Genomic DNA, 19,146 nt, shown 5'->3' with positions numbered 1-19,146 from the left:
TCACATTCTTATGAAATTACATTATGGTTATTGTAAACATTGGTAAGGGCAAAGTCAAGAGATAACCATCCTTACTTTGAGTCCTCCACCTATATTTAGTTAAAGGAATCCGCCCATTTTTGTACTTCATCCATGACGGGCTGAAGCCCTTTCCCTTTGGGTGTTAATTCATATTCAATCCGAACCGGTGTTTCTGGATAAACATGTCGAATAATAATCTCTGCAGCTTCGAGCTCCTTGAATCTTTCCGAAAGCATGCGATCACTCATACTTGGGATTAATACGGAGATATCTTTGAACCGCTTAGGCCCAGATAGCAACACATTCACGATAAGTCCTGTCCAACGTTTTCCCAGAAGTTCGAATGCATGCTCGAATTTGGGACATAGTTGATCATTTTCCATCTTAATCATCTCCTTCGAGTTCTTGCCGATTACGGCATCAAACACTTCTGTTAGAACTATTTTATCATAGTCGCTTGACAAAAGTAAGTGCTTCGTAATAATATACTAACATAAAGTAAGTTGTTAAACAAAATATATTTAAAGAGGAGATGTTAGTATGGCTTTAGGACTTCTTATTATTCGTTTGGTGATTGGGTTAACGATGGCGGCACATGGTACACAGAAATTGTTTGGTTGGTTTGGTGGTTACGGACCTAAAGGTACAGGGGGATTCTTCGAATCCATCGGTATCAAACCAGGTGTCATGATGGCGGTCGTTGCTGGTTTAATAGAGTTAGGTGGCGGTCTACTCTTCGCCGCTGGTTTATGGACAGAAGTTGGCGCGGCTCTTATTATTATTACAATGATTATGGCTATTATTAAAGTACATGGCAAAAACGGTTACTGGGTAACCTCCAATGGATATGAATATAATCTAGCCTTACTAGTCATTGCGCTTGGTGTTGCATTAATCGGTGCTGGTGACTATTCCATAGATGCACTTATGTAATCATTGAATTCACAAACCGTCCAGCTTAGGCTGTGGCGGTTTTTCTGTGTATACAAAGAAAATAGCCTGCAGCACGGGGCAGCAGGCTTTCAAAAGTTTATATTTTAAAGGGGGTCGTCTATTAGTATATCCCCCCAAGATTAAAGGAACATGAAGCTCTTATTACAATTTGATTACACCAAAATCTCGTTTATTTTCAAGCATTTTCATTTCTTTTCACTCGTATATTCATCCTATTTTCACATATACATGTACAACAAGGCGGATGGCCTTGAATATAACATCTGGAGGCTGTAACAATGACACTACAAAACGAGTTTCAAGAGGAACGTCAAGATCTCGTGGTGCTTTTCTCTGAAGAATCCGAAACCGAAGCCGAAGTAGAAGATGAAACTGCTGACGAAGAAGCAGCCGAAGAAGAGGCCATTGAAGAGACGGATACTGAAGCTGAAGAAACTGATGACGAAGAAGCGGCTGATGAGGAAGAAGTAGAAGCTGAGGAATCAGAGGAAGCCGAAAGCGAAGAATCCGCTGATGAGGAGGCAGAAGCTGCCGACGATGAAGAGGCAGAAGAATCCGCAGAAGCGGACGAAGAAGCTGCCGACGAAGACTAAGAAATGTAACCGCAAACATCCTTTTCTCTTACAGCCAACTACAAACTAAGAGCCTTACAGCCACATCCAATGCGGCAATAAGGCTCTTTATTGACTCTAATTTAAGGCTTACCTGTCAACCCAAGCTTAACATCACGAATCATCATGTATGTATCGGCGTTGGTTAATTTTTGTTTATCCGCTATACCGTTAATTGTTGCTGCAGTTAGCAATTTGCCCTCTACGAGCTTCGCTTGCGCTTCAGCAGCCGTGCCCTTAATACCAAGCGCTTGCGTGAAGGTATAGCTTGCTTGCTCAAGAGTCAACGGAATTTTGTCCGCATTGTCCACCTTAGCGATGGCTTGGTTAACGTCTCCTGCAAATGCATCCGGCTTCATCTTCCTCGCGCCACCAACCACATTGACCATTCGTTTCGGATTAGCCGCGTCATCAAGGCGGAAGTTATTATCATAAGCACCAGATGCTAGTCCGAGCATCATCGCCGTTTTCAAGCCCTCGAATGACTTATGTTCCATAAATGGCTGCGGCTTAATGGTCATCGGCTGAACTTCCATACCTTGCTTATTCAGCTGAGCCTGCAGCTTTGCTATCATGTCCTTGGATGCTGAAATCTGACGGAACGTCATATTCTCCGCTTTTGCCAAACTCACCGCAGCTCCAGCCGCCTCACCCTCTGCCATGCCAGTCGGCATAACGCGAGCACTTCCATGTGGAAGTGTATCGTAGCTCGCCGCTCTGCCTACAACGAGTAGGCCATCAATCTTCAGTGGAACGATGCTTCGGAAAGGAATCGCGTATTGTTTCGGCTTACATACGACATTACCTGAGTCTGTAGGCGCAATACGCTGGATATCAACGGGATAAGATCCGAAGCCGATGCGATCCCATTGATCTGCATTTGTACAAACATCGACGATACTCAATCGGTATTCGCCCTGCATGTGACGGGTCTCCCTCACATAAAGCTCTGGTGCGGAACCATCGAGCTCAACCGATGAGAACTCAGGGAACGTTTTCTGCATATAAGCAACAATATTCGGCAGTTCCTTCTTCCCAATATCGAAGGCCTCTTGGACCGACTTCGGATCAAATGTGTCTACGCCAAAAATCTGCAAGGCATTAATAAGCACCGTGTTGTTATTCTGCCTCCCCATATTAAGGCCTCTCATTTTGGCTCTATCCTTGTTAAGTGCAGGATAATTGCTCATTTCGCTGTATCCAAATACACTCACATCCGTAACACCAGTACCCGAATTGTCATCCCCATTCAATCGATTAGCCATCAATTTCCATACTTCAGGCGTGACATTCTTCAAACGAAAGGCCAGCGTGACGGCCATTTTTGATTTTGGATCCCCAATATCCTCATGTCCCATTGTAAAAGGAACCCCTGCTGCTGCTGCGAAATCACCATCCTGTGTCGCATCAATGACTGATGCAGCTTTGACAACTTGCGTGCTGCCATTTTCCAGGGTAATCGTTGCACCTTGTACCGCATTTTTATTTTGCGAAAGCAGCGGATCAATCTTCTTCGTCTTCATCAAGACATCGATATTCTTTTCATTCTTTACTGCTTCATAGAAGGCATTGGCCGCTGTATTCACATCGAAGGAATCGCCTTCCGTTTTGGCATACCATTCTGAGAAGTACCCTTTATTCCATACATCATCTTTGCCCAGCAAGGTTTTGCTCGTTGAATAATTCATATCCAAGGAATTAATCCAGCCGAGCGTCATCAATCCGCCAAAAATCTCACGATCCCGGCCATCGACAAGCAGCGTGCTCAAACCATTTCGAGCTGACGAAACCGCTGCGGCTACGCCCTCCGGGTCCGTGCCAATTACAATGACATCATAGGCTTCTTTCGCCTTTTTTACCGATTTCACTTCTTCAAGGGCTTGTTGCTGGTCACTATGTCCTTTGGCGTTCTTATGGTGATTATATTGATAGTACATGGCGGCCGTTGCAGCAAGCAGCGTAAGTACAATCAATATTCCCATTAACCATAGCCAACCTCTGGATGTGGATTTGTTGCGATTTGAATTTGCCATTACGACTTTAAGCACCCACCTTATCTCCTGCATGTCTTACAATAATTCCATAGGCTAGTTTACCACAATTTAATGGAGGAGAGAAATTCTACCTTTGGCACAAATAAAACCACGCAGAGCTGACGAACAGCACACACGTGGTTTTATGAATTACCGGTACGATTTCTTAGGAATACTCTTCATTTTTTCCTGATCAGAAGTGAATTCTGCACTAATTTCAACATCCGCAAAGGCATTTGCTTGACTCATCCGCTCAGCCATGGAGGTATGGAACAGTTGCTGTATTGGGGCAGTCATCATCTTTTCTTTAATGGATTGACGCATCTGTAGGCTCCTAACCGCAAGTTTATACATGTATAGTATAACCAGCGACCAAGCTGCCTATCCTGAATCCTTGACTCAAATCGTTTATTTACTATCGATAATCAAAGTAACAGGTCCCCAATTCGTCAGGGAAACATCCATCATTTCACCAAAAGCACCCGTTTCAACTTGCAAACCCTGCACTCTAAGCATTCTGTTGAATTCCTGATACAACGGTTCCGCTTGTTCAGGTCGAGCTGCCGACATGAAATTCGGGCGCTTGCCTTTACGACAATCCCCATACAGCGTAAATTGTGATACAGATAAGATGGCTCCTCCTGTCTCGAGAACAGACAAATTCATTTTACCTGCTTCATCTTCAAAAATACGGAGCCCGGCCACTTTATCCGCAAGATACTTCGCATCCTGTTCGGTATCTTCATGGGTAATGCCAACCAATAGCATTAGACCTTGCTCAATGCGACCGACGCTTAGATTATTGACGGTTACTTCCGCATGTTTACAACGTTGAACAACTACTCTCATCGTTCCGAAATCCCCTTATTCTTGCTAGGTCTGCATAATCCGTTGGACGGAATATATGTCTTTGACGCGTTTTATTTTCTCTACAACAGACTGTAGGTGATCAATATTTTTAATCAAAATGGTCATATGAATCGTCGCCATTTTATTCTTATCGGAACGTCCTGAAACAGCTGAAATCATCGTCTTGCTCTCGGAAACAGCTTGCAGCACTTCGTTTAAGAAGCCGCGGCGATCATGGCCAGTAATCTCAATCTCCACATTGAAATTAGATTCAACAGCCTCCGCCCAATCGACTTCAATAACCCGTTCTTCCTCGCCCATACTCGTCGGGATGTTCGTACAATCCGCGCGATGGACCGAAACCCCGCGTCCACGAGTAATATAGCCAATAATGAAATCACCAGGCACTGGATTGCAGCAACGAGCAAATCGGACAAGCAGGTTATCTACACCTTTCACGCGTACGCCATTCGTAGGACGGCTTTTGCGCTCTGTGGATACAGGTGCTTTGACCTCTTTCACTTCACTGCTCAGCTTAATAATCTGAGCTTCTTCCGCTTCCTTGCGCAGCTTCTCCGTTAGTTTGGTACATATTTGTGCTGCTGTAATGCCACCAAAGCCAACCGCCGAGAGCATGTCTTCAATATCGCTAAAATTAAACTTCTTCGCTGCTTCCAGCATTTTATCATCGCTCATTAAGGTTGGAGGATCAATCGCTAAGCGTTTAAGCTCACGTTCAATCATATCCTTACCTTTTTCAACGTTCTCTTCACGCTTCTCTTTCTTAAACCATTGCTTAATTTTACTGCGAGCGTGAGAGGATTGTGCGATTTTGATCCAATCTTGACTTGGACCATAGGAATGCTTGGAGGTTAGTATTTCAATAATATCGCCAGTTTTGAGCTTATGATCGAGCGGAACAATCCGCGAATTGACTTTGGCACCAATGGTGCGGTTCCCAACTTCGGTATGAATGCGATAGGCAAAATCCAGCGGAACAGACCCAGCCGGAAGCTCGATAACTTCCCCTTTTGGCGTAAAAACGAAAACTAGATCAGAGAAGAAATCCATCTTCATGGATTCCATGAACTCAGACGCATCGTTCGTTTCATGCTGAAGTTCCAGAATTTCACGGAACCAACTCATTTTATCTTCGAAAGTGCCGGATGGAACAACAGAGCCGCCTTCTTTGTATGCCCAATGCGCGGCAATCCCGAACTCGGAGGTACGATGCATTTCCCACGTCCGGATCTGAACCTCTAGCGGCTCACCCTTCGGCCCAATAACGGTCGTGTGCAAGGATTGGTACATATTCGGCTTCGGCATCGCAATATAATCCTTGAAGCGGCCAGGCATCGGTTTCCATAAGGTATGAATGATACCCAAAGAAGCATAACAATCTTTAATGCCATCAACAATGACACGCAAAGCCATGAGATCATAAATCTCGTTAAATTGCTTGCCGCGGGAGCTCATTTTCTTGTAAATACTGTAGAGATGCTTCGGTCTTCCCGAAATATCCCCCTGAATCCCCATCTCATCTAATTTCTCTTTGATGCTGTGAATCACATCTTCAATGTATTGTTCACGCTCAGTCCGTTTCTTCTGCATGAGATTCACGATCCGGTAGTATTGCTGCGGATTCAAATAACGGAGGGCAATGTCCTCCATCTCCCATTTGATCGTGGAAATACCAAGTCGATGGGCAATCGGGCAGAAGATCTCCAGCGTTTCTTCCGCAATGCGGCGCTGGCTTTCTTCCGATTGATACTTGAGTGTCCGCATATTATGCAGACGATCCGCAAGTTTAATCAGAATAACCCGAATATCCTGCGCCATCGCAACGAACATTTTGCGGTAATTCTCATTCTGCTGCTCTTCTTTGGATTTGAACTTAATGCGTTCCAGCTTCGTCAAACCATCAACGAGCATCGCACAAGTCTTCCCGAATTTATCTAGAACAGTTTCCAATGAAACTGTCGTGTCTTCAACCACATCATGCAAAAGTGCAGCGATCACCGAAGTGACATCCATCTGCATATTCACCAATATATCTGCAACAGCGAGTGGATGCAGAATATAGGGCTCGCCTGATTTGCGCACTTGGCCATGATGGGCTTCATCCGCGAATTCATAGGCCTCCCGAATCCTCTGCAAATCATTCTCTTTCAGATAGGTGGCGGCCTTTTCCAGCAGCTGCTCTATACCCATGCATCTACCCATTCCCTTTAGTCGATTTTTATTCATTATGCCTGCAAGTCAGGCCCCTCGTCAACTATTCACGTACAGGCTTCGACAAAAAGCATCAAAGCTGCCGAGAACACATCACATTCACTCCGTAGAATGCTATGAAAAAGAGAATCGAATAACGATCATTCGATTCTCCAACCCTGTCTTAATATTGAACAAGTGAAACGACATCAAAACCTTCGAATTTGCTGCGGCCATCCAAGTACGTAAGCTCGATTAAGAAAGCAGCTCCGACGATTTCTCCACCAAGCTGTTTGATCAAATCAACGGACGTTTGAATCGTTCCGCCTGTTGCAAGCAAGTCATCCGCAATAAGCACTTTCTGTCCAGGCTTAATGGCATCCTTGTGCATAGCTAGCTTATCTTTGCCATACTCAAGCGCATAATCCGCTTCAATCGTTTCGCCAGGTAATTTACCACTTTTGCGAATTGGAATAAAGCCCACGCCGAGTGCTGTAGCCAAAGGGGCACCAATGACAAATCCACGTGCTTCCGGACCTGCAATTACATCAATTTCTTTGTCTTGGATCAGTTGTTTTAATTGCTCGATGGCTTCTTTGTACACAGGGCCATTCTGAAGCAGCGTTGTAATATCTTTAAAACGAATGCCTGGCTGCGGAAAATCCGGGATAACGCGAATATAATCTTTGAAATTCATATGATTTCCTCCAATGTAAACTCTGTTTATTTTATGTTATCAGCGATCCACTGCTCCAGCTCTTTCGCTGAAGAATACATTACAATGGCTTCAACTTCTTGACGATGCAATCGATGCTGGTACAATCGTGATGTTGTTAAATCTCTTTTGGCAGGCGTGGCACTCAATGTAACCATATTATCATGTTTTACGATAAATTCTAATTCTTCAAAAACAGATAAAATAAAATGAATCATTCCGAGTGATAATCCCGAACGTTTACTGAAAGATGTCATCATCCTGGTATCATTCAGTTGAAGTGATTTCTCCTTCTGCAAGGTGCCATAAAGCATCTTAAACATATCCCTTGAAGGCAACGTATTACCGCTGTCCTGCCCCAGCTCTGCAAATACAGGGTAGCACCGCATCATCCCAGTCGCCTGCTGAAGCACCGATTTCAAACTATCAAGGCGACGAGGCATCGTGTAAAGAATGACATCTTGCAGCTCGTCGAACACCGCCCCGTTCGCAGCCTCATTGGCTGGCCTTAATTGGCCAGTATCCTGCACGATCCAATACGGCACTTGATGCCCGATTTGAGCAGCCATTGCTTGATACAACGCTGCATCCGATTCATCGAACAGCACGATTCCTGGTGAGCGCAGTGACACTGCTGGTCCCGCTGAGAGATTGCTTGCAAGGGTTGCAAGCTTCAAGTGCAATTGTCCCGTGCCACGCCAATCAAATACCTGCGTATGCGGGATACGCAGATCCTGCATAATGATTTGCGGCTTTCGAACGCCATTCCACTCATTAATCGAGAGCTCTCCCAATACATCCACCTTAGCCGAGGGTGCAATTAAAGCTGCTAAACTCCCTTTGCCAAAGCCTACTGCTTCTACCGTACAGCTCACTTCATCCTTAGCTTGAGATAGTCCCAACTTCAGATGCTGCTTTTCTTTGCCCATGGTTCGAATATCTTCAAGTCCTAAATCCGTGAACATGAACTTAGGCGATGGATTCCCCATGCCGAATGGTGCCAGTAATTCTAGCCCCTCAATGCTTGCAATTGGGACATCGGCGAGGTTGCACTCATTATCAACGCGTAATACAGGAACGAAGTCCTGCTCTGTCAACGTTGCCGCTGCAAGCTCGTTTAGTCGAAGTGCGAAGGCTTCCAGTTGGCCGCTAGCCAAGCTCATCCCTGCCGCTGCTTGATGCCCCCCGTAGTGGTCAAGTAGATCCTTACAAGCTGTCAACGCCTTGTGTAAATCAAAGCCTGCAATTGAACGTGCAGAGCCTTTGGCCATGCCCTTCTGCGGATCAATACTCAGCACAAGCGTAGGTCGATAGAATTTCTCCACAATCTTGGAGGCAACGATTCCAACGACACCAACATTCCAGTTCTCTTTAGCTACGACAATGACTTTATCCAAGCCCTTCGCCCGCTGCTCCTCAGCCATCGCAAACGCTTCTTGGACCATATCCTCAACAATTTGTTGACGCTCTTTATTCAACATATCCAATTCGAAGGCAATTTGCTCCGCTTCTTTTTCATCTGTTGTGGTCAGCAGCTTAACCGCAATGTCAGCCGCTTCTAAGCGACCACTCGCATTAATTTTGGGAGCGAGCGAGAATCCGATGTGCCCTGCAGTAATCTCTTTCCGTTCAATGCCAGACACACCAATCAACGAACGAAATCCAACATAGCTGGAATCCTGCATACGTGCGAGGCCCATCTTCACAAGCAACCGATTCTCACCTGTGAGCGGCATAAGGTCGGCGACGGTTCCAAGCGCAGCGAATTCAAGAAGTTCCTCCGGAAATCGCTCCAGCAGCGCATGTGCGAGCTTAAATGCCACACCTACACCCGCTAAGAGCTTATAGGGATACGGACAGCAAGGCTTCTTAGGATTGATCACAGCTAAGGCATCAGGCAGCACTTCTGGCGGTTCATGATGATCAGTCACAATGACATCCAAACCAATTTCATGGCAATAAGCAATTTCATCAACGGCACTTATTCCCGTATCCACGGTGATAAGCAACTGAACACCTTGTTCCTTCGCCAAGTCCATTGCAGCACGATTCAACCCGTAGCCTTCGCGAATCCGGTGCGGAATATAAGTATCGAAGTGTGCCCCTAACCCTTTTAACAAGTGCGCCATTAAGGATGTACTGCTAACACCATCTGCATCATAATCGCCGTAAACACGAATGAATTCGTTATTATGTAATGCCTTGCGAATGCGCTCCACAGCTGGCTGCATCCCATCCAACAAATAGGGATTATGGTAATCGCCGACGCCGCCTTGCATAAATTGTTGGGCCTCAGACACGCTGCGGATATCTCGAAGTACTAGAATACGGGCTACCAAGGGATCCAACTGCAGCTCACGAACAAATTCTTCAACAAGCGCCTCATCCGCATTTCCAATGTTCCATCTTGCCTTCGGTGCTAGCACTTGGTGGCTCCTCCTTGGTGTTTTCCGATGAAAATCTCATGGTACGTAATCTTCGAAAACAATGATTTAGTGTAAAACAGACGGCAGCTCACTTGTTTCCACATCTGCCTGCTTATAGGGATAACCTGCATCGTAAGGATTCACATGTATGTATACATGCGAGACATGATGATATTGCTTCATCAGCTGTTGTTTAATCTTCTTAGACACCTCATGCCCTTCCCAAACAGAAAGCCTAGGATTCACACTGATTGTCATATGGATGACAACATAATGCCCATGTTCTCTTGCGTTCAAATCGTCAACCGTAATCACGCCATGAATCTTTTGAACAGCTTTCACATAATCAGCTGCCTCTTCCTGGTGAAGAACTTTTTCTGTTGGTGTAGATATGGTTTTGCTGACTAATGAGAATCCCATTTTACCTATAAAGAGTGCAACGATGAGTCCAGCAAATGTGTCTACATAAGAAAATCCGGTAAATCCAATTGCTTGAGCCAGCATCGTCGAGAGAACACCTACAATGACCACAAAAGAAGAGTATATATCGGAACGGCGTCTTCGTGCATTGGCAATAAATTCCTCTGTCCCTAGCTGTTTGCCAAACCTACTTAAGAATTTGAACATCCCTTCCTTCGCAAGCAACGAAATAACGAGAACAGCAAAGGTCATTATAGTGGCATCATATTCGACCTGGTTTATCAAGGATTTAACCGCAATAACGCCTAATTCAGCACCAATTAGTAAGATCAAGACAATGAATAGAATGGAACCAACTGAAATTTGTGGATCCAACCCCCGGAAAGAAGCTCCAGCAAGCTGCACCCTCATCGTCCTTACTCTAGTGATGGCAGCAGCTACTACACAAATTCCTGCTGCCGACTGCGCCGCAGCCGCGATCAGAGAATTACTATGTGCTTGAAAGCCAACTATCCCCATCAGACATGCCAACACAGTAAGCACAAGCATAGCTGACCAAAGCGCGTATTCTGTCTTACGAAAACCCTCATCATTCACGTGGACATTCCCCCTGAACGGATACAAAGGCCGCGCAACAATCACGCGGCCGGTTATTATGGTTATTACGCTGCAACTTTCTTTTTAGAACGCGATAATGAGTTTCTTTTGAACAAATACCACAAGGAACAGGCAATGAAGATGGAAGAGTAGGCACCGCTCGTTAAACCAATTAACTTGGCCAAAGCGAACAACTTAATGGACTCGCTTCCGAACAGATACAAACAGCCAGCAGCGATTAACACGACGAGTACTGTATTGATGTTACGTGCCATCGTTTGCCAGATACTGTCGTTAACGAGTGCAACTAGATCTGCATCGGTCTTCAGTTTAGCGAAACGTAAATTCTCACGAATCCGGTCAAAGATAACGATCTTGTCATTAATGGAATAACCGATCGTGGTCAACACAGCGGCCAGGAACGGAAGGTTCACTTCGAAGCGGAAAATAGCAAACATCGCGATAACGATGAACGCATCGTGCAGAATTGCGATAATCGCAGCCAAAGCAAAGCGCCATTCAAAACGGATACTGACGTACAAACAAATTAGTACGCTTGAAATCGCAACTGCATAGACAGCTTTCATCAATAATTCTTTCGCTAGCTGTGGATCCACGGTGTTAATTTCCTTGGAAACTTCTGCGCTATAGGCTGTTGCAAAAGCGGTTTGGATTTTGTTCACCGTCGCATCGTCAAGCACGTCATCGAAACGAATAGACACGCGATCACTATTGTTACCACCAATTGTAGGATCCGCATATTTCGACTTCACATCACCGCTGGTGTTCAAGCCATGCAAGATTTCCTCAACCTTCGCACTGTCCAGCTGTTTACCAACAACGAGGTCGATATTCGTTCCAGCTTTGAAATCGACACCAAAATTCATGCCTGAGGTTAACATAACAACTAACCCAATGATAAGAATAGCGGCCGATAAGATGAAAAATTTATTGCGATTTTTAACAAAATCATACTTTTGCTTAGAGTCCACGGATGTCTGCCTCCTTCACACCGAAATAACTTGGCTTTTTCAGCAAATTACCCCGGATAATAAGATGTAGCAGCCATCTGGAGAACAAAACGTTCGTTAAGATACTGATAATAATACTCATCATCGTAATAACTGCGAATCCGCGAATTGCACCGTTACCTACATAATAAAGCACGATACCCGCGATTAAATTGGTTACGTTCGCATCCATAATCGTACGGAAGGAATGCTTCGTCCCTGCTTTCAAGGAGGAAAGGATACTCTTGCCTGCACGGATTTCTTCGCGAATTCTTTCGTATGTGATAATGTTCGCATCAACGGCCATCCCTGCACCTAATACAAGGGCGGCAATACCAGGCAACGTCAACGTGGCATTCATAAAGTCAAAGATCGCTAATAAAACCCATACATACGTAATCAAAGTGAAAGCCGCAACTAAACCTGGAACACGGTAGTAAATCACCATGAACAAGAAGATTAAGATCGAAGCGATTAACCCTGCTCTTGCCGTCTCATGCAAGGAAGCTTTTCCTAATGTAGCATCGACACGTTGTATGTATTTTTCCGTTAATTTAAGAGGCATTGCACCCAAGTTAATCATCTTCGCTACTTTGGTTGCTTCTGCAACATTCGTTTGTGTAATGATTGCGGAGTCGCTGTCAATTGGGAAATTAACCGATGCCGTCGACTGAACAACATCATCCAAGTAAATAGACAACGTACTGCCAACCAGCTTCGTTGTTACTTCTTTGAATTTCTCTCTGCTCTTCATTTTGATCTCAACGATCGGTTGCTTCGTATTCGGATCATAGCTTAATTTCGCTGCATTCTCGACGAAGTCAGTTCCATTCATGTAAACCGTTCCATCAGGACCTCTGAAAGTAAGTACAGACGGTTTGGACATCAAAGTACGAACTTCTTCTTCGTTCTCAACACCTGCAAGACGAACACGGATGCGATCTGATCCTTCTGGGTACACCTCAGGCTCAGCAACACCAAGTGAATCCGCACGTTTAGCAAGGCTTTGTGCAGCTTCCGTAAGCGTTTCCTTCGTGAGGGGTTGTCCAGCCGTTAATGGCTCTGCGGTATACAATATTTCAAAACCGCCTTTTAAATCCAATCCAAGCTTAATACGATCTACAAGCCCAGGGCTCGTTATTCCAACTGCGCCAAGAACAATGACAACCGTTAGAAAAAAGAACGAAATTCTTTTCCAATCCAGCATCTGTTGCTAGTCTCCCTTCAATACTCAATATGCCTATTATACTCAGGTCTGAAAAACGAGTCAATTTAAGTCGTTTCATGCAAAAAATAAGCCCATTCTTAGAATTGGGCTCCTCTATACATACTAATCGTCATCCAGTTCATAAACGCTGTAGATTTGAGGGATAAAATGTCATTTACGATTTGATGGAGAGAGGGCAACCCAGTTTTGCGGTATTTATCGCTTACACAATCCCATATATCCTTGCCAGTAACGTGCTCGTACCCAAGCAGAATAAATTCCTCAACCTTGCTCAAACACAAGCTTTCGATGATTTCATTCAGTTCTTGATCCGACATACCTGGATTCTCTTCTTCACTTCCGTTATCCTGTGCGTCATTCATGGGGGATCCTCCTAAAAGTTTTGCTTTAGCAAAACTATCTACGTAAGCATAAGCTAAGGCATTGGTTTTACCTGTATGTGATACAATTCGATAGCCTCCTCGGTAATTCCTGCCAAATGCGCACTTGTCCATAAAATCTTAGCATGAGCTTGGACAGCTCGCGCATAGTCATAGGTATGACATTATCGGAAGAGGGTATGGCAGTGACCAAGCAGTCGTTTATAAGAGGTACAATGATCCTGCTCGCCGCAGGTATTTTGAATCGCATACTTGGCTTCATACCCCGTATGACTTTACCGCGCGTTATCGGGGCTGAAGGTATTGGTATTTATCAAATGGGCTGGCCATTCCTGTCCGTTATTTTAACTATCATTACCGGAGGTATTCCCGTTGCAATCGCCAAGCTGATCGCAGAGGCGGAGGCAGAGAAAAACGAGACCCGAATTCGCAGCATTTTACGCATATCCCTCGCGATCACCATATCTCTTAGCCTCATTTTCACAGTTATCTGTCTTGTAGGTGCCTCATGGATCACGTCTCACTTGCTGACAGATTCCCGTGTTTACTACACTTTCTTATGTATGAGTCCCATGATACCCATTATTGGTGTCTCCGCTGTATATCGGGGTTACTTTCAAGGCAGACAAAATATGATTCCTACTGCAACCTCACAAATTGTGGAAACATTGATTCGTATTGTCATGGTTCTCGTCTGTTCGTATATGATGATCCCATATGGAATCGAATATGCGGCCGCAGGCGCGATGATTGGCGTCATGGCAGGCGAAATTGGCGGACTAGCTGTGCTGGCTATTCATTTTAGATGGGATAAAAAAGCTGCACCCCAGTCTCCACTTGCTCAAATCGGCACGAAGAAAACTACGGGACGACTCTCCAATCTGCGTAGAATCTTACGTATTTCCATCCCAATCACAGGAAGTAAACTCATCGGTGCTAGCTCATATTTACTGGAATCAATTCTAATTGCTCAAAGCTTAGCGATCGCTGGAATTACCACATCACTTGCAACCGCACAATACGGGGCATTACAAGGTATGATCATTCCCATTATTCTTTTACCGAGTGCGCTTACCATGTCATTATCTGTTTCTCTGATTCCTTCGTTAAGTGAAGCTGCCGCCCGCAAAGACCTCAAAACCATACATATGCGTCTGCATCAATCCTTAAAGCTCGCTTTAGTGACAGGTGCTCCTTTCTCCGTATTGATGTTTGTACTCGCCGAACCGATTTGTAAGTATCTATACAATCAACCTGATGTCAGTGTCATGCTTAAGATGATGGCACCGATAGCTCTTTTCATTTATTTTCAAGCACCACTGCAATCTGCTTTGCAAGCATTAAACAAGCCTGGAGCTGCTCTAATCAATACTTTCATTGGATCGACTATCAAATTAATCTTAATTTACTGGTTGGCCAGTAAGCCTGAAATGGGCATACACGGCGCTGTATTCGCCATCAATGTGAATATCGTTCTAGTTACGTTGCTGCATTGGAATAGTGTCGTTCGACTGCTCAAATTCCGTATGGAAGGCAGTAGTTTCGGGAAAATTGGCGCGGCCATGCTTCTCTCTGGTGTTGTTTGTTACTTCATCATGTACACGCCTTGGGTATCCGCGACTTGGATTCGATTCGTCTCATCCATATTAATCGGGCTCTTTTCTTACCTCTTTTTCATCACGGTATTCCGACTCATCAGTCTTAAAGATATCGGCCGACTGCTGAATATGGGCAAAAAAATGATACGATGAATCACTGAGACTCACCGCTTGCGATCAAGAAACATTCTGCCGCGATGATCAATTGAGCAGTAGAAAATTTCTTTAAAATCCCGTGCCCCTTTTTCTTGGAGCTGGTTTTTCAACCAAAACCTCGTTTGACCGATTTTCTCTAAATTATCGTCTTGTACTTTACCATCCATGATAAGAGGCAGCGGCAAGCCTTCGTAACGAATCGTGTTTTTTAATTTCGTAACTTCTGGCCCTGTCTCTTTTTCATTTTTATCTTTCTCAACTACACTTAACTTCCCCGAAGGTTCCAAGATCGCAAACTCCACATCGGCCACGTTCATAATTTTATTTTGTCTCAATTGCAGCATCAGATCATCTAAATTATAGCGATGCTTCTTCATTTCATTTCGATTAATCATTCCCTTATTGATGAGCACACTCGGTTTTCCGTCGAAAAGCACACGAATTGTGCGACTTTTTAACGTAATATAGGCAATGACAACTTGAATTAGCACCAGAGTCCCCATAGGTAAAAGGCCAGACACAAGAGGCTTCTTCACGTCCTCGAGCACGAACACGGCAATTTCTGCAATCATGATCGAAATGACTAGATCGAAAAGCGAAAGCTTACCAATTTCACGTTTCCCCATAATACGAAGCATGAGAAATACAACAAAATAGATAAGCACCGTACGCAAAAAAATGGTCAGAATATCCATCGCAACCTCCCTGATCTAAGCTCTAGCTTGTTCTCGGAGTTCACTGGTATTCTGACCGCGTACGCACTTCATCATGCAGATATTACGTATTCAATTGTTGGCAATTACAACAAGAATAATTTGAAATATAACGTAGAAATCAACAGCAATACGAAACAGATCGGAGCAGCAACGACAACATACTCACTTTGTTTTAACTTCACGCCATCATGATAGGTAAAAGATGCCGCGTATAAGCTTGCGATTGAGCTAACTAGTGTCACGCCGCTTCCGATCCCGCTTCCGACGATCAACGCCCACCACATCGGCTGTGTAGACATCTCTACAAGCTGCTCCATCTGATCAACAATCGGAATCATCGCAGCAATGAACGGGATATTATCCATCATCGCTGTACCAAAACTATTCAACCATAGCAATAGAATGGATAGGAACGGGATACTCCCTTGGCTTAGCTCGAGCCCTCGATTTGCAATGAAACCTGAAAAACCTGCATACGTTAAGCCCCCAACCATGATGAACAGCCCCAAGTAAAAGAGCCATTGTGTTTCTCTCAAGTGATGCCATGCCGCACCATAATCTTTGTTTCTAATTACCTCAAACATATCTTTGTAATTCATTGCAAGTAATGCAATAGCTCCAGAGGCAGCAATGTAGGCTGGACTCCATGCTAGTACACCATGAAGGCAAAGCGAAACAAGGGTTAACCCCGTAATCACGCTGCTTCCCAAGACGAATTCTCTATTGGTGGATAAATAGGAGCTTGGATTTAAGCTAAGCAGTTCACGCATATGTGCTTCAGCTGCAACCAATCGTTTTCGATAGATCAACCACATGATGAGATAAACGACGGCCAGCAGCAAACAGATTAGGGGAAACAACTTAATAAACATCTTCCCCGCCGATATATGCCCTGACGCCCCTAGCATACGGCTAGGTATATTTCCCATGATGGTTGCAGCACCGCCGATATGTATAGATAACAGCATGGAGATTAGAAATGGAGCCGGTAGTAATCTCATTTTCCTTGATGCAATTATGATAAAAGGAACGATGACAACGACAGCCATTAAACTATCCAAGAGTGCAGAAATGAGTGCTGCTAGAAGCGATAGACTAATGATAAGTGTTAATGCCCGCATACGATATTTTCGAACAATTGAACACACGACATACGAAATAATACCCGTTTTCTGAAAAAGGCTCGATATAATGAACAGGCTCACGAGATAGATCAAAATCGGCCAGTTCGCGTAACTTGTAAGTGCTTTATTGAGCGGCACAATGCCTAGAATCAGCATCAAACAAGCCCCACCAAGCGCGGTATACATACGATCCCACTTTTCAATCAATATACAAACGTAAGCAACTGCAAAAATAAGCAGCGCCGCTACTGCTTGCCACATTACCGGACCTTGAGAGAATTCAGTCATAAATAATCACACTCCTTTGATCTATAGTTTGTACTAATTCTATGTGCTTGGCCATACAATGATGATAATGAAGCGCTCGAATATAGGAAAGGAATGATGCCTGTGAACCCTATGAAAACGGTCAGTCAGGTTCGAATAACATCGCCATTATTTTCAGGACTCGTCTATTCTTTTAGTATGATGACCATTGGAACCATTGTGACCTCCTTGTTTTTGCTTTTAACTAGCACACAAGAAAGCTCCTTACACACATTAACAACCATCATCCACGCGGTCTCCTTATTTATTGGAGGATGGGTTTCAGGTAAACGAGCCGGTAGCCGCGGCTGGTATCACGGGGGTATGGTCGGCATCTTCTATTTCATTCTCATTTTCTTAGTCGGTTTTTTGGCATTTGATGCAGGGTTGAATCTTCAATCCCTCCAATTGCTTGGCATTTTATTCGCATCTGGGGCGCTCGGTGGTATACTTGGTGTAAACACTCAAAAATAAGTCTTTTCCGTGAAGATTGCACTCCCCCCCCGTTGAATGTGGTATAATGTCATAGTTATTGCCGCACAAAACTTCCAATATATAGGGGGATACAACTTGAGCCCTTTTCAATCTATGACGCATGCGACAGTTTATATTGTACTAACAATTTTCGCTTTTGTAATTATCGCAACGCGAAAGAGCCCATACACCATTGCAAGTAGCTTAGTTCATGAAATTTTTACTTCACGCAAGTTCCTTTTTCATTTCATCGCGTTGCTTATGATTCTCATGTTTAACAAGATGGAGATGGCGATCGAGAAAGGCATGCAATACAAAGCCGATTTCACGAAGTCGATCTATGGCATTGAGGGTGACTTTGTAGCTATTATCCAGAACTTTTTCCATAATGATATTCTTACGATCGTTTGTAGTTATTTCTATGTCATTATTTTCCCATCGATTATGATTACTTCCATTGCGCTTTACACGTATCAGAAGAATCATAAACTTTTCTATGCGGTTTGTTATGCACTCATGTTCAATTATATGATTGCCATTCCGTTTTATCTCTTTTTCCCGGTTAATGAAGTATGGTTCTTCCACCCTAAAGTAGATCTTCTAATCTTAGATGTGTTCCCAACTTTCGAACAAGATTACAGACCATTGTCTGGACTCGATAATTGCTTCCCAAGTTTGCACACTTCCATATCCATTTCAATGGCGGTCATCGCGGTTAAAAGCCGAAACATGTTTTGGAAAATTTTCGTTCCCTGCTCCGCAGCCTTTATTATTTTCACAATCTTCTATCTAGGCATCCACTGGTTGTCCGATATGTGCGCTGGTGTTGTACTCGGTGTCGTAGCTGCTCGAATGGGTCTTCGCATTGCCGAAGGTCGTCTCATCCTTGGTGAGCGCGCGCTCCTCAAGCGACCAGTCAAGAATAACGAATATTAATTTCATGTATATAAGTAAATAAAAAGCGAGAGCCTATTATAGGACCTCGCTTTTTGATTTCTTTATTCCTTCGTAGCTGGCGTTTGTGCAACTGCATTAACTGCAGAGCGATCAAATGTCATTTTCGTTGCATCGTTGACACGAAGAACGCAAATGTCATCTGTGATTTCTACAATCGTGCCATGAAGCCCGCCAATCGTAACGACCTTATCCCCTTTTTTCAATCCTCCGAGCATTTGACTACGTGTTTTCTGTCTTTTTTGCTGTGGACGAATAAGTAAGAAGTACAGAACTACGAACATAAGCACTAAAGGTCCGTATGTATACAAATATCCTACTGCACCAGTGGTACCTTCTTCAGCTAGAAACATAGGTATCCTC

At 44.2% G+C, this 19,146-nt stretch carries 19 protein-coding genes; 5 read left to right on the top strand and 14 right to left on the bottom strand.

Features of this window, described 5'->3' with window-relative positions; genetic code table 11:
* Positions 1-95: 95 nt before the first annotated feature.
* A complete protein-coding gene (locus ACSQ8P_RS09610) occupies positions 96-404 on the bottom strand; it encodes a winged helix-turn-helix transcriptional regulator (protein WP_236290102.1) in 309 nt (102 codons plus the stop codon).
* A 157-nt stretch (positions 405-561) separates the two neighbouring features.
* On the opposite strand from ACSQ8P_RS09610, the gene ACSQ8P_RS09605 reads away from it, so the two are divergent.
* The gene (locus ACSQ8P_RS09605) at positions 562-954 is read left to right on the top strand and encodes a DoxX family protein (RefSeq protein WP_436234962.1); all 393 of its coding nucleotides are present in this window, start codon (positions 562-564) and stop codon (positions 952-954) included.
* 299 nt (positions 955-1,253) lie between these two features.
* Positions 1,254-1,568, top strand: coding sequence for a hypothetical protein (locus tag ACSQ8P_RS09600; RefSeq protein WP_436234961.1), 315 nt, complete (start codon positions 1,254-1,256; stop codon positions 1,566-1,568).
* Positions 1,569-1,669: 101 nt separating this feature from the next.
* Here ACSQ8P_RS09600 and ACSQ8P_RS09595 read toward each other — a convergent pair whose 3' ends face one another.
* The 10 genes from ACSQ8P_RS09595 to ACSQ8P_RS09550 form a co-directional block, all read right to left on the bottom strand.
* On the bottom strand, positions 1,670-3,634 hold the full coding sequence (locus tag ACSQ8P_RS09595) for an FAD-dependent oxidoreductase (RefSeq protein ID WP_436234960.1): 1,965 nt from the start codon (positions 3,632-3,634) through the stop codon (positions 1,670-1,672).
* A gap of 135 nt (positions 3,635-3,769) precedes the next feature.
* A complete protein-coding gene (locus ACSQ8P_RS09590; protein ID WP_436234959.1) occupies positions 3,770-3,943 on the bottom strand; it encodes a hypothetical protein in 174 nt (57 codons plus the stop codon).
* Positions 3,944-4,027: 84 nt separating this feature from the next.
* Entirely contained in the window at positions 4,028-4,468 is a 441-nt protein-coding gene (gene dtd, locus ACSQ8P_RS09585) for a D-aminoacyl-tRNA deacylase (protein WP_436234958.1), read from the bottom strand.
* 24 nt (positions 4,469-4,492) lie between these two features.
* Complete coding sequence (locus ACSQ8P_RS09580) at positions 4,493-6,679, bottom strand: RelA/SpoT family protein (protein WP_436239488.1); 2,187 nt, start codon at positions 6,677-6,679, stop codon at positions 4,493-4,495.
* Positions 6,680-6,863: 184 nt separating this feature from the next.
* Positions 6,864-7,376: an adenine phosphoribosyltransferase gene (locus tag ACSQ8P_RS09575; protein WP_057311658.1), complete on the bottom strand. Its 513-nt coding sequence runs from the start codon at positions 7,374-7,376 to the stop codon at positions 6,864-6,866.
* Between the two features lie 26 nt (positions 7,377-7,402).
* On the bottom strand, positions 7,403-9,820 hold the full coding sequence (gene recJ, locus ACSQ8P_RS09570; protein WP_436234957.1) for a single-stranded-DNA-specific exonuclease RecJ: 2,418 nt from the start codon (positions 9,818-9,820) through the stop codon (positions 7,403-7,405).
* Positions 9,821-9,886: 66 nt separating this feature from the next.
* Positions 9,887-10,837 (bottom strand): cation diffusion facilitator family transporter, encoded by a 951-nt coding sequence (locus tag ACSQ8P_RS09565; protein WP_436234956.1) that lies wholly within the window; start codon positions 10,835-10,837, stop codon positions 9,887-9,889.
* Between the two features lie 65 nt (positions 10,838-10,902).
* A complete protein-coding gene (gene secF / locus ACSQ8P_RS09560; RefSeq protein WP_436234955.1) occupies positions 10,903-11,829 on the bottom strand; it encodes a protein translocase subunit SecF in 927 nt (308 codons plus the stop codon).
* Entirely contained in the window at positions 11,819-13,051 is a 1,233-nt protein-coding gene (gene secD / locus ACSQ8P_RS09555) for a protein translocase subunit SecD (RefSeq protein ID WP_082595266.1), read from the bottom strand. Before secD ends, secF begins: the two co-directional genes overlap by 11 nt.
* Before the next feature lie 101 nt (positions 13,052-13,152).
* Positions 13,153-13,437, bottom strand: coding sequence for a post-transcriptional regulator (locus ACSQ8P_RS09550; RefSeq protein WP_436234954.1), 285 nt, complete (start codon positions 13,435-13,437; stop codon positions 13,153-13,155).
* A 203-nt stretch (positions 13,438-13,640) separates the two neighbouring features.
* Here ACSQ8P_RS09550 and spoVB point away from each other — a divergent pair, with 203 nt between their 5' ends.
* Complete coding sequence (gene spoVB / locus ACSQ8P_RS09545) at positions 13,641-15,206, top strand: stage V sporulation protein B (protein WP_436239487.1); 1,566 nt, start codon at positions 13,641-13,643, stop codon at positions 15,204-15,206.
* Positions 15,207-15,217: 11 nt separating this feature from the next.
* On the opposite strand, the gene ACSQ8P_RS09540 is transcribed toward spoVB, so the two are convergent.
* Together ACSQ8P_RS09540 and ACSQ8P_RS09535 are read right to left on the bottom strand one after the other, a co-directional pair.
* Positions 15,218-15,904 carry a DUF421 domain-containing protein gene (locus ACSQ8P_RS09540; protein WP_436234953.1) on the bottom strand — a complete coding sequence of 229 codons (687 nt, stop codon included), beginning with the start codon at positions 15,902-15,904 and terminating at the stop codon, positions 15,218-15,220.
* 104 nt (positions 15,905-16,008) lie between these two features.
* Positions 16,009-17,337 (bottom strand): SLC13 family permease, encoded by a 1,329-nt coding sequence (locus ACSQ8P_RS09535; RefSeq protein ID WP_436234952.1) that lies wholly within the window; start codon positions 17,335-17,337, stop codon positions 16,009-16,011.
* 93 nt (positions 17,338-17,430) lie between these two features.
* On the opposite strand from ACSQ8P_RS09535, the gene ACSQ8P_RS09530 reads away from it, so the two are divergent.
* Positions 17,431-17,829 carry a TIGR04086 family membrane protein gene (locus ACSQ8P_RS09530; protein ID WP_436234951.1) on the top strand — a complete coding sequence of 133 codons (399 nt, stop codon included), beginning with the start codon at positions 17,431-17,433 and terminating at the stop codon, positions 17,827-17,829.
* Positions 17,830-17,925: 96 nt separating this feature from the next.
* Complete coding sequence (locus ACSQ8P_RS09525) at positions 17,926-18,765, top strand: phosphatase PAP2 family protein (protein ID WP_436234950.1); 840 nt, start codon at positions 17,926-17,928, stop codon at positions 18,763-18,765.
* Positions 18,766-18,827: 62 nt separating this feature from the next.
* Here ACSQ8P_RS09525 and yajC read toward each other — a convergent pair whose 3' ends face one another.
* Entirely contained in the window at positions 18,828-19,136 is a 309-nt protein-coding gene (gene yajC, locus ACSQ8P_RS09520; protein ID WP_056610408.1) for a preprotein translocase subunit YajC, read from the bottom strand.
* Positions 19,137-19,146 lie beyond the last annotated feature (10 nt).

It is taken from the genome of Paenibacillus sp. LjRoot153 (assembly GCF_964253085.1).
Taxonomy (GTDB): domain Bacteria; phylum Bacillota; class Bacilli; order Paenibacillales; family NBRC-103111; genus Paenibacillus_E.
The sequence above is the reverse complement of the archived record's forward strand: the minus strand, read 5'-3'. Positions and strand labels throughout refer to the sequence as shown.

What these genes read in the sequence shown, in the direction of transcription:
- ACSQ8P_RS09610 (WP_236290102.1), bottom strand. Translation starts at nt 404, where the DNA reads ATGGAAAATGATCAACTATGTCCCAAATTCGAGCATGCATTCGAACTT.
- ACSQ8P_RS09605 (WP_436234962.1), top strand. Translation starts at nt 562, where the DNA reads ATGGCTTTAGGACTTCTTATTATTCGTTTGGTGATTGGGTTAACGATG.
- ACSQ8P_RS09600 (WP_436234961.1), top strand. Translation starts at nt 1,254, where the DNA reads ATGACACTACAAAACGAGTTTCAAGAGGAACGTCAAGATCTCGTGGTG.
- ACSQ8P_RS09590 (WP_436234959.1), bottom strand. Translation starts at nt 3,943, where the DNA reads ATGCGTCAATCCATTAAAGAAAAGATGATGACTGCCCCAATACAGCAA.
- dtd (WP_436234958.1), bottom strand. Translation starts at nt 4,468, where the DNA reads ATGAGAGTAGTTGTTCAACGTTGTAAACATGCGGAAGTAACCGTCAAT.
- ACSQ8P_RS09580 (WP_436239488.1), bottom strand. Translation starts at nt 6,679, where the DNA reads ATGGGTATAGAGCAGCTGCTGGAAAAGGCCGCCACCTATCTGAAAGAG.
- ACSQ8P_RS09575 (WP_057311658.1), bottom strand. Translation starts at nt 7,376, where the DNA reads ATGAATTTCAAAGATTATATTCGCGTTATCCCGGATTTTCCGCAGCCA.
- ACSQ8P_RS09550 (WP_436234954.1), bottom strand. Translation starts at nt 13,437, where the DNA reads ATGAATGACGCACAGGATAACGGAAGTGAAGAAGAGAATCCAGGTATG.
- ACSQ8P_RS09540 (WP_436234953.1), bottom strand. Translation starts at nt 15,904, where the DNA reads ATGGATATTCTGACCATTTTTTTGCGTACGGTGCTTATCTATTTTGTT.
- ACSQ8P_RS09535 (WP_436234952.1), bottom strand. Translation starts at nt 17,337, where the DNA reads ATGACTGAATTCTCTCAAGGTCCGGTAATGTGGCAAGCAGTAGCGGCG.
- ACSQ8P_RS09530 (WP_436234951.1), top strand. Translation starts at nt 17,431, where the DNA reads ATGATGCCTGTGAACCCTATGAAAACGGTCAGTCAGGTTCGAATAACA.
- yajC (WP_056610408.1), bottom strand. Translation starts at nt 19,136, where the DNA reads ATGTTTCTAGCTGAAGAAGGTACCACTGGTGCAGTAGGATATTTGTAT.